Origin of the sequence: Ascidiaceihabitans sp., from assembly GCF_039986515.1 — a bacterium.
Taxonomy (GTDB): domain Bacteria; phylum Pseudomonadota; class Alphaproteobacteria; order Rhodobacterales; family Rhodobacteraceae; genus Ascidiaceihabitans.
The window spans coordinates 1,243,296-1,259,342 of sequence record NZ_JBDWQO010000007.1; the positions used below are offsets into that span (position 1 = coordinate 1,243,296).

Below are 16,047 nucleotides of genomic sequence, written 5' to 3' on the forward strand. Positions count from 1 at the left end.
TCCCATGCCCTCACCCTATGCAAATCTACCATCCCGTGCCTATTGGCGCTCTGCTGTGGGGGAACGGGCATCGCTTGATCCGGGCGACGTGTTCCAGCCCAAATTTCCAATCACCAAGGAAATGAAAGTCACCACCGCGGGGTCCTGTTTTGCCCAGCATGTGGGCCGCGCCCTGCGTGGTGCCGGTTTCAATGTGCAAGACGCAGAACGCCTGCCCCCGGTGGTCAGCGATGCTGTCGCCACGCGCTTTGGTTACCGTTTGTATTCGGCCCGGTATGGCAACATCTACACTATGCGCCAATTGCTGCAGCTGAACGATGAAACAAAAGGCACAGCCACCCCTGCCTTGCCTGTCTGGGAAAAAGACGGTCGTTTCTTTGATGCCCAGCGCCCCTCTGTGGAACCCGAAGGGCTGGCATCGGAGGCGGATGTCATGACCCACCGCGCCTCGCATTTGAAACATGTGCGCGCAACTTTTCGCAATTCCGATCTGTTTGTCTTTACCTTCGGGCTGACAGAGGCTTGGGTTCATAAAGAAACAGGCACCGTTTACCCCACCGCCCCCGGCACGATCGCCGGCGCATTCGATCCGGATGTTTTTGAATTCAAAAACTTCTCATATAGCGAAATTCGCTCTGATTTCCTGACCTTCCGCAAAAAAATGATGGCCGCAAATCCTGACATGAAGTTTCTGATCACTGTGTCACCGGTGCCGTTGACCGCCACAGCCAGCGGACGGCACGTCGAAGTCGCCTCAAGCTATTCAAAGTCCACTTTGGTGGCGGTCTGTGGGGCTTTGCGCGAAGAATTCGACAATGTAGATTATTTCCCCTCATACGAAATTATCACCTCCCAAAACGCGCGCGGTGCTTACTATGCGTCCAACAAGCGTGAAGTCAGCAGTCAGGGTGTGGCAACCGCGATGGGTGTCTTCCTGAAAAGTCACGGCTTTGCCCCAAGCGCTCCGCGCCCCACCGAACGCCAGACCCGCAGTGCCATGGTGCGCAGCTATGATGCGTCGGCAGGGCGCGCAGCTGCCGCATCGCCCAGCGCCGAAGAGACCGCCGAAGACGTTGTCTGCGAAGAAGCGCTTTTGGACGCATTTTCGAAATGAGCCGTATCCTGTTGATCGGAAACTCACATCTGGCAGCCTTTCGTACAGGCTGGGACATGATCCGTGCCGCAAACCCTGATGTATCGATCGACTTTTTCGCCCAGCCCGGCCCAGAATACTACCACATGACTTTGAACCGGAAACTGTCACAGTTCGGCGCCATAAACGAAGCGCGTTTTACCCTGCAACAATTGGAACGGCTGGACAAATTCAACGGCAAGCGCATCGTGTCGTTGGATGGGTATGACCGGATCATGGTTGTGGGCAACCAACATGGAATGGCAGATGTGCTAAAACTGGTGGCGCACCGTGATGTGGTGGGACTGCGCGATACAGGGTCTGCGCATTTCCTGTCGCGTCCGGCGTTTGATGCTGTTGTCGACGATATTGCCGCGTCCTTTATGCCGCATCCGGCATGGGAACATTTTTCGGCCACGCCTGTCACTTTTCACGCAATTCCGCGTCCGGCCGAAACGGCCTTTGACAAAGTAGACCGCGACAGCAACGTGGGCCGCACCTATGCCAAAATCGAAGCCTGCGCAGACGGCATAAAAACCGCTCTGGACCAATTGGCAGACGTTTTCACGCACCACATGGACGCGATCGGCTTGCGTTTTTTGCAGCAGCCGCAAGACACGATGAATGCCATAGGCTTCACAAATGCGCCCATGAACACAGAATTGGAAAGTTTCACGGGGCACTCAATGCCTGCCAAAGACTTTCAACACATGAACGCCAGTTATGGCGCCGCGTGCCTCTGCGCGGCCTACCCCGACATTCTACCAAGCCGCGACGCGGCTTAGACACATCGACATACGCACATAGCAAGGAGAGACCCTTATGGCTTGGGATCGCAATCAAATGGCAGAACGCGCAGCACAAGAGCTGCAAGACGGCTGGTACGTGAACCTTGGCATCGGTATCCCGACGCTGGTCAGCAACTACATCCCCGAAGGCATCGAAGTGACGCTGCAATCGGAAAACGGCATGTTGGGTATGGGCCCCTTCCCTGTTGAGGGATCCGAGGACGCCGACCTGATCAATGCAGGCAAGCAAACCATCACCGAATTGCCCCAAACCGCCTATTTCGACAGCGCCCAAAGCTTTGGCATGATCCGTGGCGGCAAGATCGCCATGGCAATTTTAGGCGCGATGGAAGTGGCCGAAAACGGTGACTTGGCCAACTGGATGATCCCCGGCAAGCTGGTCAAAGGCATGGGCGGTGCCATGGATCTGGTGGCTGGTGTGGGCCGCGTGGTTGTGGTGATGGATCACACCAACAAACACGGCGACAGCAAAGTGTTGCCCGCCTGCACCCTGCCCCTAACAGGCAAAGGGGTCGTGGACCGGATCATCACCAACCTTGGTGTGCTGGATGTGGTCGAGGGCGGTTTGAAAATCGTAGAATGTGCTGACGGCGTGTCCGAAGACGAGCTACGCACTGCAACACTTGCCACAATCGTCTAGACGCATGTTCCAAGGGCGCAGGTCACAGGGGGTGCAACTGAATTGACACGTGTCGCGGTCATAGGCACGTCGCATGTCGCGGCCTTAAAGCTGGCGTGGGACGAGATCGGCGGGCGCTATCCGCACATCGAAGCCGAACACTTTGGCATGAACCGCGCCCGCTTTTTGAAAACATCGCTGAGGCCGGATATGACGTTTGGCCTTCCAGACGATATGCGCTGCGACGACACAACCCCAAGGCGGTTACGGGGCCTTGTTGATTTAAGCACCTTCGATGTGGTGTGGCATGTGGGCGGATGGACCTGCTTGCAAGCGCCGATGCGAGAACTGTGTGTCGATTACAATATCGACGGGTTCGGGACTTCTGGCCATGCCCACTGCATGTCTCAGGCCACGTTTCATGCGTGTCTGGATGCCATCACCACAAAGGCCATGCCAGACAAAGCCTGGCACAATTGGACGCCGGGGCGATTGTTCTTTTCCACTGTCCCGCGACGCAATGAAATCGCGCGGCAAGATGCCCTTTATCACACCGCAGAACCGCATTGCTTCAAGCAGGTTTGGGACACCGCGGACCAGCACCTTGACGCGCGCATGTCAGCGGTTGCGATCCAGCGTGTACCGCAACCCGAGTGCACTTTGGACGCTTACGGATTTACAAAACAGGACTTTGGAACCGAAAAACCAGTCAACACTGACGGATTGGTGGATACGGCGCATATGAACACCGCCTTCGGGGCCCGCATGTGGGACGCATTTTTGGCGCGTGTTCAGGCGTGAGTTTCGGGTATTCCTTGCCATGACACGTATTGCGATTATCGGAAGTTCTCATGTAGCGGCCATCAAATCCGCATGGGACGAAATTCAGGGCGATTTCCCGGGCTTGAATGTCTCATATTTGGCCATTGGCGGCAAGAAATACAGGGAAACCTATCTGCGCAAAGACATGCATTTTGGATTGCCAGATGACATGCTGCAAGATGAAACGATTATGGCATCTTCACGAATTTTATTGGACCTAAGCCAATTCGATCACGTCTGGAACGCAGGCGTCTGGCAGGTGCCACAATCGGCCATGAACGAGATTTTGCTGTCGTTCAATATCGATGGATTTGAGACAACCACCTTCAAACAGAACATGTCGCACACAGCGTTCGAAAGCATCGTACAGGATTTGGTGCACCGCGTTGTGCCGGGTCAGCAGTGGCACCATTGGACCACCCCGAAGCTGTGGTACTCTAGCGTTCCAAGGCGCAACGCCGCTTTGACGTCGCGCAAACGCTTTCAAACAATGGACCTACAGGGTCATGCACGCGGGTGGACCCTTGTTGACGATCGACTGCGCGTGGCAATGGCGGATGTGGGGATCACAAATATCGCACAACCCGCCGACACCATGACACACACCGGGTTCACTCAGTCCCAATACGGCTCTGATCGGAAACTTATCCAGACCCAAACACAAGACATGGCTCACATGAACACAGCCTTTGGCAAGCGCATGTGGCAACAGTTTCTGGAAACCTCCGCCCTGGGCCCGCGCAGTCAAGACATTGCAAAAGGAGTCCAGTAATTTCGTATTGAACCTTATCGTGAAGCGGCTAAATGTTCCTCTTTTTCAAAGACTAACCGCAACATCGCGACGTTGAAGAAAGTTCAAGAAACCCCTTGCACGTATATCGCGTTACGGGATAGACCCACCAGCGGAGACGTGGCCGAGTGGTCGAAGGCGCTCCCCTGCTAAGGGAGTAGGCCCGGAAGGGTCTCGAGGGTTCGAATCCCTTCGTCTCCGCCACTAACCATTGATTTTACTGGGTAAATTCGATGTGTAGTCATTCTACCCACGACCTACCCATGCAAAATTTGATTGATGCTTCACCCGTAGGACGGGTTATGCAACAAATGAGCAAAACAAACAAAAAGAGGGTCGGGCGTAGATGAACAGTATTATCGAAGTGTTTGGCGGGCATGATATAGGCCCGTGGTTGAAGTCACTTTCCAGCGTAGAGATTGCAGCACTGGACGCACTTCTCATTGAAAAGAATGAACGTGTCTACTTCAAGTGCCCTGTCCGTAAGAAGGACATTCTCGCCAAGCCCGAAGAATGCGTGCGTCAGTTTTGGCTTCATACGCTGCAAGCGAAATATGGCTACCCGCTGGAACGCTTGGCGGTCGAATACCCAATCACATTTGGGCGCGATAGTTCAAAGCGAGCCGATATCGTTATCTTCGATGCACACCGCCCAACTGTTCCGTATGTCGTAGCTGAGATTAAGCAAGGCAAAGCGAAGGACGGCAAAGAACAACTTCGTTCATACACGCACGCGACGGGCGCACCATTGGCGCTTTGGAGTAACGGACCAGATAGCAAAATCTGGAACCGCAAGAACCCGAATTACCTGCAAGAAATCCCCCACTTGCCCACAGCAACGCAGGATATCGAAGATATCATCAATGAGCCGTGGACGCTCAAGACGCTGGAAGACAAAGAGAACGAACGGGCCTTGTCGTCGGCGGGCAACAAGGCGTTGCGGGAAAAGATCGTAGACCTTGAAGACGAGGTTCTAGCAAATGCTGGCGTTGACGTGTTTGAAGAAGTCTTCAAGCTTGTCTTCACGAAGCTGTATGATGAAATGTCCTGCCACCAAGGCCGTTATCCGTATTTGCGATTTCGCAACAGCAATACAGCGTCAAAGCTGAAAGAGAATATCCAAAATCTGTTCGATGCAGCCAAGGAAGAATGGCCGGGTGTTTTTTCTGACGATGAACGTATCAAACTTTCGCAGGATCATCTTCAGGTGTGCGTGGGTTCACTGGAAGAATGGAAACTTTTCAATTCGAACCTAGACGTCGTAGATGACGCGTTTGAATACCTAGTTTCTAAATCGGCCAAGGGTGAAAAGGGACAGTATTTCACGCCACGTTGGGTTATCGACATGTGCGTAAAGATGCTGAACCCACAGGAACCCGAAACCGTCATTGATACGGCCTGTGGGTCTGCTGGCTTCACGGTCCATTCCATGTTCCATGTGTGGGGAGAGATCCTAGAAGACTTGGGCTTGCCCCGGTCGAACCTTTTCACCGCAGAGCGCAAGCCGCAGCGTTGCCTAGACTACGTGTCGAACAAGGTCTTTGCGCTGGACTTCGACGAAAAGAGCGTGCGCGTGTCGCGCTGCCTGAACCTCATTGCAGGCGATGGGCAAACCAATGTCCTGCATATGAACACGCTTGATTGGCAAAAATGGGAAGAATCCACCAAGCAAGACGAATGGCAAGAGACTTACGGGCCGGGCTGGACGAAGCTGAAAAAATTGCGTGCCAAGAAGCGTGGCGATTTTCGACGCTTCAACTTCGACGTGGTTATGGCGAACCCGCCGTTCGCGGGCGATATCAAACAAACCGACATGCTTGCCCCATATGTCATCGCGCAGAAAGACAACGGGAAGTACGAAAGTTCCGTAGGCCGTGACCTTCTGTTTATCGAACGCAACTTGGATTTCTTGAAGCCGGGCGGGCGTATGGCAGTAGTTTTGCCCCAAGGTCGTTTCAATAACTCAAGCGACCAAAGGGTGCGCAAGTTCATCATGGAACAGTGCCGCATTCTTGCGGTCGTGGGCCTTCACCCGAACACGTTCAAGCCCCACACAGGCACCAAGACAAGCGTGCTGTTCGTCCAGAAATGGAATGACGACGCCGACGCAGGGCCGCTCTGTCCAATGGAAGAAGATTACAATATCTTCTTCGCAACGCAGCAGGTCGAAAGCGTCAACAACCGTGGCGAAAAGGTCTATGTCAAGAACCCGGACGGCACCAACAAGCGTGATGACCACGGGCATTTCATCGTAGATCACGACCTATTTAACCACGAAGGCAAGACTCAAGACGGGGTCGCCGAAGCCTTCATAGAATTCGCCAAGAAAGAGGGCCTAAGTTTTTTTCTCTAGGCCCTCACGATGACGCCAAATTAGAGGCGTTGTTGGGGGGGCTGGAAGCCGCAATCGCACCGTTTAGCGAACTTGAACGAACTTGGCGGATCGACGCAGAGTATTTCAAGAAAGACTTCCTTGCGACACAGGACGCACTAGAAGCAATTGAAAGGCGCAATGTCGCGTCGCTAGTAGGGGTTTCAGACGGCAACCACTTCACAATAAGCGAAGACTTCGTGGATGAAGGCATTCCTTACTATCGCGGGCAGGACGTAGTTGGGCATTTCTTTGTTGAATCGTCCACGCCCAATTTCATCACAGAAGACGCTTTCAATCGAAAATACATGAAGCGTTCGCACCTTCATAGGGGTGACGTCTTGCTTTCCATTGTAGGCACAATCGGCGAACTTAGTTTGGTCGATAGCGAAAAGCCTGCAACCTGTTCATGCAAGCTTGCGATCTTGCGGCCACATGCAATCTCGCCTGAAGTTCTGGCAACATATCTTCAGTCGAAGCACGGGCGAAATCAAGTAAAGCGCTTAACGCGCGGCGCTATCCAAGGAAGCCTGCTTTTAGAGGATATGGACCAACTGTGGGTGCCGACTTGGACCACAGACCTTCCCGATAGAATATCCGAAATTGTCCGAATTGGCCGCGCTAGCCAAAATCTTGTCAAACAAAATACTGCGAAGGCAGAAACAGTTCTACTTAAGGCGCTGGGCCTTGCAAATTGGACACCGCCTGAACCACTTTCCTATGTTACATCATCTACCAACGCATTTGCCTCGGGCAGGCTAGATTCACAGTACTTCATGCCCGCCAAGATAGAAGTCCAAGAAGCTTTGCGAAAGCTTCCCGGAAAACCGTTAGGTGAACGGTTCGCATCTATCCGAAAAATGATGAACCCGAAGAAAGACGGTGCACCTGCGGTTGTCAGAAACTTCGACGTGACCGACGCATTGCAACCAATCTTGGACGATGAAAAAGAGCGGGTTGCGACGGAAGAAATCGGCAGCACGAAGAAAACCTTCAATGATGGTGACGTCGCCATTTCCCGACTTCGGGCCTACCTACGTCAAATCGCTGTAGTTCGTACGGACGGTAAAATTCCGTCGGTCGGATCATCTGAGTTTATCGTGCTTCGGCCCAAAACCAAGGCTGACCAAGCGATTGCCCCGGAAACGCTGCTTGCCTTCCTGCGGTCCGCACCTGTCCAGACGATCCTGAAATGGTGCCAAGACGGGTCGCAGCACCCACGGTTCAGTGAAAGCGACTTGTTGGCCATTCACCTACCGGATGCTGTAGAAGCGGCGTCCGCTGAAATCGCTGGAATCGTTCTTGAGGGCTTCGAAGCCCGCCGCAAGGCCCGATCCCTACTTGAAGCGGCCAAGCGGGCGGTAGAAATCGCCATTGAAGACAGTGAGGCGGCTGCGCTGGCCTATCTCGACAAAATGGGGGCTGTGTGATGCCGGGACTAGGGGACAATCTGAAACGCTGGCGCGACCAAGCCGAAGTCGATTGGTTCAGTCAGTTCATCAAGGCATGGATACCCTTCAACGCATGGATGACAGACACGTTCGGCGACTTGTCCGACCGCGCGTTGCTGGACAAGGTCAAAACCGAAGGCAACGTCGTGAAGAACAAGACTTTGCCGATGCTGGCGAAGAACTTGAAAGTAGCGCACGACGCGGAAGGCGGCTGGCAAGATGATAGCAACGATGCGCAGGAATTCCGTCTACAGGTTGGCGAACTCAATCGGCATTTGCAGCAATGCATCATCGAAGGGCGTAAGGGTCGCGTTTGCTTCGAGACGGTAGATATCGGCTGGAACGCCAACAAAGACGAACAACTGACAAAGTGGAAGCGTCAATTCCGTTGCCGACGTGACCACCCGAACAAGGGCGAAGTTCATCTAGAAATTTCTGCGTCGAAGACCGTAGCGGCATTCGCATTAACGTTGCCAAAGCATGACCGCCCCACGCTTGAAGACGATCAAATGTTTCGCGCCTTGAAGCCGGACCAACGCGCGCTTTTAATAGGCATGTTCGAAGCCGTTTCGCCCCGCATTGTTATCAGTGTTCTTGCAGGACATGGAGCGCAGAAGGTTCTGACGTATGGCGACGCTGATTTCATGGACGATGCAGGGAAGAACTTCTCCGCATTGATTGATGTGATCTATGGGCTTCGCAATGCGTTGTTTCATGGGCAGATCACGCCAAATGAAACCCACAATGAAATCTATAAACCAGCCTATCTTATCGCCATGCGCTTGGTGAAATGCACGCTCTAGAAAGCCCCGCTATTGGGCGCGGTCTAGCGAAATCAAAGCCCGTTGCTGGGCCGCTAGGCATTGTTCCCATTCTTCATCGGTGCCGTGATCTGTGACGGCCATGAAAGGGCTTCTGGGTAGATCACCCAACAACACGCCGTCAGTAGAGAACCGGGCCACACGGCTTCGTTGCGTTTGAGTTGGGCGGCGCTGGGCTTCCAGCTTAGCCAAACGGAACAACCCTGTGCGCGTCATGGCCGTTCTGCGGCTTCAAGGGCGTCAAGCCGCCGCTCAAAATCGCAGCCTTCGATCATCCTGCCAATGAGCATGAGAATGTTTGCTAATTTGGAGGCGTCCGCAATGTCGATCTTTCCGGCGCGGGCTTCGCGATACAGCTTCGACATTTCCTTTCGGGCGTCGGTCACAGTATCCAATTTGACACGCACCCGACGGGACGTCTTTGCTTGAGGGTGGGGGGCTTCGCCTATCGGGGCTTGAGTGGTTGTTCTTTCCATCGCCTTTATCCGCCAATATTGACCCGCTAAGGGCCTCTTATGGACAGTTAAAACGCCAGCGGATTCTTCCCGTCAAACGCAATCGTTATACGAAGCGAAGTTAGACGAACTCGGACAAGTTATTGAATGAAAATACGGTTTATGATTTTCGCTTAGCAATGGAGCACCCTGCGCAGGCTCTACTTGTTGGGAGTTCCCACAGGGGCTTGGGCCGCTTCAATCCGAGCATAGAAATCCTTAATGCTTCCGGCAACTAAAACACAGTCGGAATACGAGGCTGTTGCGGCGTATGTCTCCGCTGCGATGCTATCTATTGAAAGCTCCTTGGTTGTGACCCTGCACCCTTTGATTTGGCCAAGGATTGTTACTTCACGGATATGTATGATTGCATCAATATTGATAACGATCTGACCTTTCGGTTGCCCGTGTGGTGAAATTTCCTTGAACTCTATGAGTGTACGCATGGCTTAATTCCCTTGATTTCCAAAGTGCATTTTCTGGGTCAACTTGAACCCCGACCGTGCCGGACATTTGGACACCCCCTAAAGGGGTGTGTCCTGTCCGTCCGGGTAACTCACGGTCTCGCCGGTTGGACATGTCCGGTAATGTCCGTGTCCTGTCCGGCTGTCCGGCTGGCCGTAACCGCCTGATTTTTTACCCAAGCGAAGGTGCCTACGTACCGGAATACGTCGTCGGCTACGTCCAGTTCGCCAATTTCAACAAGGTCGGTGCAGGCGCGTCGGAAAGCCTTGCTCTTGCTGTCGTCGTTTTCCTGCGTTGCGATGCGGTAGAACGCCTTGCGCCATTCGTTGCGGTGTACCCCGATAAACGACCCGTCGTCGGCAAACTGTCCATGTTCCTTGGCCGCGTCTTCGTACGCCTTCATTGCGCGTTGTTGCGACGCGGTAAGCTTCGTGGCCTTCACTGTCAGGGCTTCGCGTTCGATCAACACCGCAGACGTGAACGGTTCGCCGTTTGCGCGGGTGCCAAGTTCGACGCTTTCCAAGCTGAAACGTATTGGGTCGCTTACGGGCGCGTCCTTTGCCTTGGTATGGGTAAGGGTGACGGTGCTGTGTTCTTTTTCGACCCGAAATTCGGCGTCCGCTGCGGCCCGCAACGCGCTGGACCCGCGACCGCGTGAGTTGTCGCCGTGCCCGCTGTGGTGAACCACGACGACCGTGCAGCCGAAACGCTCAATCATTCTGCCCACAGCCGATACAAAGCGGTTCATATCGCCCGTGCTGTTTTCGTCGCCGTCTCCGAAATTCCTTGCGAGTGTGTCCAGTACGATCATTTTGATACCGTATTCGCCAGTTGCTTCGGCAATGGCGTCGCACGCTGCGGATACGTCCAGTGCGTTAAGCATTTCGATTGGCGATTGAATGATGAATAGCGGCTTACTCTTGTCCAGTGCTTCGCCCGTGAGGGTGCTCCAAGCCTGTAGCCGCCGCTTGATACCCGCCCCGCCTTCGCCCGCGACATAGACTGCACAGCCCTGTTGTACTTCCTTGCTGTGAAAGTCCCGGCCCGTGGCGATGCAAGCGGCGACGTCCAGTGTCACAAACGACTTGCCTGAACCGGGCGCACCAAAAACGACGACGCAGCTACGCGCTTCGATCAAGTCGCCAACTATGAAATCAGGTTCGCGGGCTTCGATATCGGACACGTGCTGCACGCGGAACCGGGGGTGCTGTGCGGTGCCGCTCTGGGCGTTCCAGCCGGTCAAGAGGGTTTGGGCGATCTGTCGGCCATGATCTACCCCCAGCGTCCGTTCCTGTCGCTCCACAGCGCCCCGTTGGGCGGCTCTGGGGTATTCCCGCGCCCACAGGCGTTCGGCCTTTTGTTGGCGTGTCTCACGTCCTTTCGGCGGGGAGTGCTGGACAAGGGGGCTTGCCATGACGACACGGCGTACTTGGGCTTCGTCGCTGGAAAACAGACAGGCCGCGCAGATCAACGCGAAATATGCGTCCGACCAATTCGACACTTCACCTTCGTAGTTACGCCGGTTTGCAGAGCCTTCCTTGATACGGGCTTCTAGTTCTTTGTCGGCCAAGTGTGGGGCTGGGCTGGGGTCAGGCATTTCGTTTGATACGGCGTCCGAACGTGGCCTGATTTCGTCGCACAGCGCGTCAACAAGCGACTGGCAATCTGCAATCGGATCGGCACGCACGACGTTTCCAGTAAACGTGAAGTAACGGCCCGACGAATAGACCTCAACGCCCAAACCACTGTTGCGCACCCCGCCTTCGGCAACGTGACCCTTTGCAATGATGTGCAAGCCGCGCCCGGACGGCGATTGTTCAGTGTAGGTTTTGAAGGCTGCGAAAATACGTTGCTGACCTTCTGACGGTCCCGCACCTTCGATCACATCCAAGTCGATCCCTACGAATGGGTCTGCGTTTGTGAATACGAACCCTATTCCCACACCTATTCCAGCGTCACAGGCTGCGCACGCGTGATCGAAAGCGCTCCAAGTCGCTGCGTCTGACACGTCGGCAAGCTGGCCTGTGTGGGGATTGATTGGGCGCTTTGCTGCGTCGTGGCATATCCATTGTGGATACGACCGCAGGTCGTCGGGTATGTTCTGTAGTGCGGCTGCGGTCATTTTGCTGTGGCCTATGGGTAGGTGCGTGGGTAGCCCCGGCCATTTTTACGACCGCAAACTAACGCATTGATTTATTGGTGTTTTGCGGCGGATTCGACGGACTGTGCATCCGTCGAATGCTTAGGCAGCGTCCTTGCGGGCTTCGATCATAGACAAGATCAAGGCTTTGATTTCGTCTTCGGACTTGCCCGCGATCTGTGCTGCGCACCATGCGGAGATTTCCGAGCGGACCCATATCCTTACAATACGGCAAATTACCGTGTAAACGAAAGAGTGCTTGCGGATCGCCATTTATGACAAAAATTTACCAATACGGACTTTCAGACCTACAAAAGTGCAATAACCTTTCTGATGTTGCCCACCTTTTGGGTGTCAAACCGCAGTTTCTTTCGAAGTCAATTTACAAGACCGAGGAAGAACACAAATATCAACCGTTTATGATAAAGAAGAAGGACGGTTCAGACAGGCAGATACTGGCCCCGAATTCAGACCTTAAGTTCCTTCAGTCTCGGCTAAGCAGGCTATTGTACCAATGCTATTTTGACATCTACGGCGAACCTGAAAATACATCCCGTGTTTTGTCTCACGGATTTCAGAAGAAGCGCAATTTGTCGATTTTTACGAATGCTTCGAGGCACACGGGACGTAGATACGTGTTTAACGTTGATATCGAGGACTTTTTTCCAAGCTTCAACTTTGGCCGGGTGCGTGGTTTCTTTTTGAAGCACAACAAGTTCAGTTTAGGAGAAAAAGCGGCAACGACCATTGCCCAACTAGCTTGTTTCAAAAACGCCTTGCCTCAAGGTGCTCCATCTTCCCCGATTGTCTCAGAGTTTCTGAGTCAACCTCTTGATATAGCTCTACAAAAAATCGCGAAAAAGTATAGATGTACGTACTCGCGATACGTTGACGACATTACTTTTTCAACGAACTTGAAGGATTTCCCAAGCAAGATTGCTCATCCCTTCCCAACACCAGATAGATGGATTGCCGGACCAAGGCTTGAGGCCGAAGTTGTGCGATGTGGCTTCAAACTCAAGGCATCAAAATCGCGGATGCAAGCGAATGTTCAGTGGCAGGGAGTTACCAACCTTACGGTCAACGACGGCGTAAACATTAAGCGGGATTACTATAAGGGGGCTCGCTTCTGCGCCCATGCGATGATGACTACCGGTAAAGCAATAGCGAAGCGCGAACTAAACATCGAGTACGATGACCTTACATCTGCCCAAATCTGGGGAAAGCTCCGTCATATCTGCGACATAAAGGACAGGGCTCGTGGCGTTCACCCCCTGAGGCAATACAAAAATCCCAATCCCGCTCCACATTACCTACGCCTCGCGGGCGACTACTTTCACTATCATCGCGTTCACATCTCGCCGAAACCACTGATAGTTTGCGAAGGAAAGACGGACTATATCTATCTGAAAGAAGCAATTCTCTGGCACAAAACGGATGCCCGTGTCGCAGCCAATCTCGTGGACATCTCCAAATTTCCTACAACAGGGAAGAAGACAAAAGGCGATCACTGAGGCGTGGATTTTGTTAAACACTCCCCATCTGCGGACCGTTGCCTTGACATAAGTGGTGGTGGGGGTAACCTTGTTAAATTCTGCACGAGACATGTTGAGCGGCACAAGAAATTTCACGCCAACCCACTGCAACAGCCCGTAATCGTCATTGTTGACAACGATAAGCAAAGCGAAGGCATGTGGACCTTTGTCAAGCAGGAGACCGGCTCTAGCAAGAAAATTGTCGGCTCTGAGCCTTGCTACAAAGTCTCTGACAACCTTTACATAGTTCCCATTCCAAAGCCGACAGGCGTGAGGGGCGATGTGTACATCGAGATGCTGTTTCCCAAGGCATGGCAAACTTATGAGCTAGATGGGCGAAAGCCTAAGCTGGTCCAGAAAAAGGGAGAAAAGCTGCAGGCGAACGAATATGGCAAGGGTGAATTTGCTGGCAAGATCATACGAGCCAACCGAGGCAAAGTCGATTGTGGCGCATTCCGGCCGCTTCTACATACAATCTGCGACATTGTAGAAAAAAAGGTTTAGTTTCGGCTGACGGAGCCTGAATCCGAGAGGATGATTTCGACGAACAAATCTTCGGAAGTCTTGCCAAAGTTCGTGAAACAATCCAAGCAACTCGACGCTTGTCATTGAACGTTTCAAGGGCCTGCTCAGAAGGACATCACTACAGCCTGCTAGAGCGCTACTTCGTCGCAATAGATCATCCAATCGGCAAGGGCAGTATCCGCTTCGTCAAACTCTTTTGTAAAGAAGGTGTCGATGACCTTAGCAAACTTGGTCGCGACTTCGCGGGGTTTTGTTGCCCTCGCGACTGCCTAGCTCGGATGCATAAACCAAAACCACTTCGATACGTTGCCGAACACGATTGGCAGTTTCGGGTTTTTGGGACCAAATCGGTTTGAGTGCGCCAACCACGTCCGTAGTTGGTCTTTGTCACTTGCACAGCGCCAAATGTGGGGAACAGGTAAGCCTCTAGTTTGCTCTAGTCAACCTTGAAGCTTGACAGGCATAAGTGATCATAGGCATGTTTAATAAAACGCCTCGGGGGGGGGTAAATTGAAGATAATATTGATTGACGACGACGAAGACTTTTGTAAATCGGTGGACCGCTGGGTGAAGCGCATGAATCAGGCGAAGGACGCAGATCCAGAGAATCCGATTCAATTGCATGTAACGTCGAAGACAGATGATTTTCTTGGCTTAGTAAATGAGCATGCAAATGCATCCGGGAAAACTCTAGCTTTGATTGATATGGATATATGGGGCGACAAGGAGGCGGGCTTAAACCTTCTTGAAACGATAAAGCTTAGGTCACCTAAGAACGTCTCGATTACTCCCTCTGTGATTTATTCGAATTCTTCCGATCCGAAGGAAATTCTTCAGTCATATTCATATGGCGCAAATTCATTTTACTGGAAGGGTGAAGGAACGAAGCAGAAAAGTCGATTTTCTGAGCTGGTTAGGCACTGGCGTGACTTTGTCTCCAATCCACACGAACATAGCTTAGTTGCGCTTAAATGACGAGCAACGAACTAAGTGTATTGGTTGTCGACGATGACCCATTGTTTACAGAGGCGTTGATTAGGCAGCAGAAACGATCACGCGGCCCACATATTAACATAACCTGTGCAAATAGCGTCTCCGACGCCATTGAGATGTCAGGACACTTGGAGAGAATCGACTTTTTAGTTGTTGACTATAACTTGGACAATCAGAGCAATGCGTTCGATTTGCTCCAAGCATACCGATTGGGCTCGGTGGAGGCTGGCAGCGAAGATTTTACCCAAACAATACCAATAGCGATTTCTAGTAACGAAGACTTTGAGTCTCTCGCAAAGTCTCCAGATTTCTATAAGAAGTACAGCGAATTCTCTATCACGAGCTACATTTCGAAACGTGAAGCAAACGGCTTTCGTAGTATGGAGCGTGAGGTGATCAAAATTTATGAATCTTATCTTCATCACCTTAATGCAATCAATAAAAAGTTCACTAAGGATGTTAAGCTGGCGGCTGAGAGTATAACTCTCCGCGCATTTGAAATTGAGAGATTTGTCATATTGGTTGACAGATTTGCTAGAAGCAGGCGTGACGACCAAACGTCTCGATATTGTCATGAGATACAAAGTCGCAATTCACTGTCAGTTAAAGCGGTTGGCCGACTCAGTGGTGGTGATTTTCTAGAGATGTTCGAGAAACGAATTAGCTATTTCGATGGGCTTGATAGTGAGGGGATTGTCGCAACCGACCTCATTTCCCCGGGGAAGCATCGGAAAAGGCTCTCTGGCAAGGTCGAGGATTTCTTTACACTTATGGATCGCGATGCTGAAGCTGAGGCCAAGGCTGCTCTGAATGACTGTTTGCAATATGCTTCAAGATACGATGGTATTGATGAAGTGCTATCTGCGATAACGTGGCAGGCTGGTCAGACATCACGAGATTTACCGGTAAAGGGCGTGGCAACTCTGTCTCTTTGCTTTGATGTGCTTCGACGTTCTAGCGATCAGTTTAGAGCGTCTTCTATTGCAGCAGTCTGTGGTGCGCTCCTTAAGAAAATGGGCAAGGATGCTGATGCCAAGCAATTCTTGCGTTTTGTTGGAAACCACAGAAAGAAATAGGCGA

General features: G+C 52.4%; 16 protein-coding genes and 1 tRNA gene. 13 read left to right on the forward strand and 4 right to left on the reverse strand.

The genetic code is table 11. The features are described from left to right. Positions 1-4 precede the first annotated feature (4 nt). From ABJL60_RS08815 to ABJL60_RS08855, 9 genes are all read left to right on the forward strand, one after another. Entirely contained in the window at positions 5-1,114 is a 1,110-nt protein-coding gene (locus ABJL60_RS08815) for a GSCFA domain-containing protein (RefSeq protein WP_348373885.1), read from the forward strand. Continuing rightward, positions 1,111-1,917 (forward strand): hypothetical protein, encoded by an 807-nt coding sequence (locus ABJL60_RS08820; RefSeq protein ID WP_348373886.1) that lies wholly within the window; start codon positions 1,111-1,113, stop codon positions 1,915-1,917. Before ABJL60_RS08815 ends, ABJL60_RS08820 begins: the two co-directional genes overlap by 4 nt. 37 nt (positions 1,918-1,954) lie before the next feature. Further along, positions 1,955-2,581, forward strand: coding sequence for a 3-oxoacid CoA-transferase subunit B (locus tag ABJL60_RS08825; protein WP_348290388.1), 627 nt, complete (start codon positions 1,955-1,957; stop codon positions 2,579-2,581). Positions 2,582-2,623: 42 nt separating this feature from the next. Then, entirely contained in the window at positions 2,624-3,361 is a 738-nt protein-coding gene (locus tag ABJL60_RS08830) for a hypothetical protein (RefSeq protein WP_348290386.1), read from the forward strand. Positions 3,362-3,380: 19 nt separating this feature from the next. After that, on the forward strand, positions 3,381-4,154 hold the full coding sequence (locus tag ABJL60_RS08835; protein ID WP_348373887.1) for a hypothetical protein: 774 nt from the start codon (positions 3,381-3,383) through the stop codon (positions 4,152-4,154). 132 nt (positions 4,155-4,286) lie between these two features. Continuing rightward, positions 4,287-4,376, forward strand: a tRNA-Ser gene (locus tag ABJL60_RS08840). A 142-nt stretch (positions 4,377-4,518) separates the two neighbouring features. Next, positions 4,519-6,525, forward strand: a complete 2,007-nt coding sequence (locus ABJL60_RS08845) for an N-6 DNA methylase (RefSeq protein ID WP_348373888.1) — start codon at positions 4,519-4,521, stop codon at positions 6,523-6,525. A 32-nt stretch (positions 6,526-6,557) separates the two neighbouring features. Next, positions 6,558-7,973 (forward strand): hypothetical protein, encoded by a 1,416-nt coding sequence (locus ABJL60_RS08850; protein WP_348373889.1) that lies wholly within the window; start codon positions 6,558-6,560, stop codon positions 7,971-7,973. Then, the gene (locus ABJL60_RS08855; RefSeq protein ID WP_348373890.1) at positions 7,973-8,797 is read left to right on the forward strand and encodes a hypothetical protein; all 825 of its coding nucleotides are present in this window, start codon (positions 7,973-7,975) and stop codon (positions 8,795-8,797) included. Before ABJL60_RS08850 ends, ABJL60_RS08855 begins: the two co-directional genes overlap by 1 nt. Before the next feature lie 9 nt (positions 8,798-8,806). Here the strand turns inward: ABJL60_RS08855 and ABJL60_RS08860 are convergent, their stop codons facing one another. The 4 genes from ABJL60_RS08860 to ABJL60_RS08875 all read right to left on the reverse strand — a co-directional run bounded on the left by ABJL60_RS08860 (position 8,807) and on the right by ABJL60_RS08875 (position 11,896). Next, complete coding sequence (locus ABJL60_RS08860; RefSeq protein WP_348373891.1) at positions 8,807-9,031, reverse strand: hypothetical protein; 225 nt, start codon at positions 9,029-9,031, stop codon at positions 8,807-8,809. Next, positions 9,028-9,291, reverse strand: coding sequence for a hypothetical protein (locus tag ABJL60_RS08865; RefSeq protein ID WP_348373892.1), 264 nt, complete (start codon positions 9,289-9,291; stop codon positions 9,028-9,030). The genes ABJL60_RS08860 and ABJL60_RS08865 overlap by 4 nt, the downstream gene beginning before the upstream one ends. A 179-nt stretch (positions 9,292-9,470) precedes the next feature. Then, positions 9,471-9,755, reverse strand: coding sequence for a hypothetical protein (locus ABJL60_RS08870; RefSeq protein ID WP_348373893.1), 285 nt, complete (start codon positions 9,753-9,755; stop codon positions 9,471-9,473). A gap of 110 nt (positions 9,756-9,865) precedes the next feature. Further along, positions 9,866-11,896 carry an AAA family ATPase gene (locus ABJL60_RS08875; RefSeq protein WP_348373894.1) on the reverse strand — a complete coding sequence of 677 codons (2,031 nt, stop codon included), beginning with the start codon at positions 11,894-11,896 and terminating at the stop codon, positions 9,866-9,868. Positions 11,897-12,189: 293 nt separating this feature from the next. On the opposite strand from ABJL60_RS08875, the gene ABJL60_RS08880 reads away from it, so the two are divergent. The 4 genes from ABJL60_RS08880 to ABJL60_RS08895 all read left to right on the forward strand — a co-directional run bounded on the left by ABJL60_RS08880 (position 12,190) and on the right by ABJL60_RS08895 (position 16,043). Then, positions 12,190-13,428 carry a retron Ec67 family RNA-directed DNA polymerase/endonuclease gene (locus ABJL60_RS08880; protein WP_348373895.1) on the forward strand — a complete coding sequence of 413 codons (1,239 nt, stop codon included), beginning with the start codon at positions 12,190-12,192 and terminating at the stop codon, positions 13,426-13,428. A 3-nt stretch (positions 13,429-13,431) separates the two neighbouring features. Next, positions 13,432-13,953: a hypothetical protein gene (locus ABJL60_RS08885; protein WP_348373896.1), complete on the forward strand. Its 522-nt coding sequence runs from the start codon at positions 13,432-13,434 to the stop codon at positions 13,951-13,953. Positions 13,954-14,496: 543 nt separating this feature from the next. Continuing rightward, on the forward strand, positions 14,497-14,949 hold the full coding sequence (locus tag ABJL60_RS08890) for a hypothetical protein (protein ID WP_348373897.1): 453 nt from the start codon (positions 14,497-14,499) through the stop codon (positions 14,947-14,949). Next, positions 14,946-16,043 carry a hypothetical protein gene (locus ABJL60_RS08895; protein WP_348373898.1) on the forward strand — a complete coding sequence of 366 codons (1,098 nt, stop codon included), beginning with the start codon at positions 14,946-14,948 and terminating at the stop codon, positions 16,041-16,043. Before ABJL60_RS08890 ends, ABJL60_RS08895 begins: the two co-directional genes overlap by 4 nt. The last annotated feature ends 4 nt before the right edge of the window (positions 16,044-16,047 follow it).